Origin of the sequence: Neobacillus rhizosphaerae, from assembly GCF_050477885.1 — a bacterium.
Taxonomy (GTDB): domain Bacteria; phylum Bacillota; class Bacilli; order Bacillales; family Cytobacillaceae; genus Neobacillus; species Neobacillus rhizosphaerae_A.
The window spans coordinates 1-689 of the sequence record NZ_JBCNAC010000157.1; the positions used below are offsets into that span (position 1 = coordinate 1).

General features: G+C 40.6%; 1 protein-coding gene. It reads right to left on the reverse strand.

What is annotated here, in order from left to right; genetic code table 11:
* Positions 1–15: 15 nt before the first annotated feature.
* Positions 16–537 carry a phosphatidylglycerophosphatase A family protein gene (locus ABES03_RS21250; RefSeq protein WP_430120434.1) on the reverse strand — a complete coding sequence of 174 codons (522 nt, stop codon included), beginning with the start codon at positions 535–537 and terminating at the stop codon, positions 16–18.
* Between the last annotated feature and the right edge of the window lie 152 nt (positions 538–689).

The window sequence follows — 689 nt, forward strand, 5'->3', positions numbered from 1 at the left end:
GCGCTTGCGCTTTTCTTATTTCTCTTTTTCTCTTTCCTCCTCTTGCCGTGCGGCACGGTGTGCCAGTCGGCTTGAGGCAGCCGCGGCGATGGCGCCGACGATATCATCTAAAAATGTATGGCATTCACCGGTGGATTTATCATTTAAGTGCGCTAAAATCCCGGGCTTTAATTTGTCAATGTATCCATAGTTTGTAAAACCGATGGAGCCGTACACGTTCACAATAGAAAACGCCAAGATTTCATCTACCCCATAAAGACTTTCGTCGGATCCAATGATCGATTGAAGAGGTTCCTCTAACATCCCTTTTTCTGCAAGCATATCAAGCTGTATTCCTGTGATTATGGCATTTTGAACTTCACGTTTAGAAAGAACACGTTCCACGTTTGCTATACAGTCTTCCATTTTGAGGTTTTCATGGTACTTTTCCTGCAAAAAGAAGACTAAATCAGCCATATCCTGAACTTCAACGCCTCTTTCCTTTAGCCATCTGCGAGCTGTTTCTTCAGTGAGATCTACTTTTTTGTGGTCTGCCATCCTCTGATCACCTTTTCTTTGGATTTTCACTATATATATACTCTTTTTCCATAAGATATGCAATTTTATGTAAAAGGAGTAAGCCAAAATTTTATTATTTCCTTCACCAAACTCCGCTATTCTTTTTAAAGTTCTGTTAAACTTGCCTGTTG

What these genes read in the sequence shown, in the direction of transcription:
- ABES03_RS21250 (WP_430120434.1), bottom strand. Translation starts at nt 537, where the DNA reads ATGGCAGACCACAAAAAAGTAGATCTCACTGAAGAAACAGCTCGCAGA.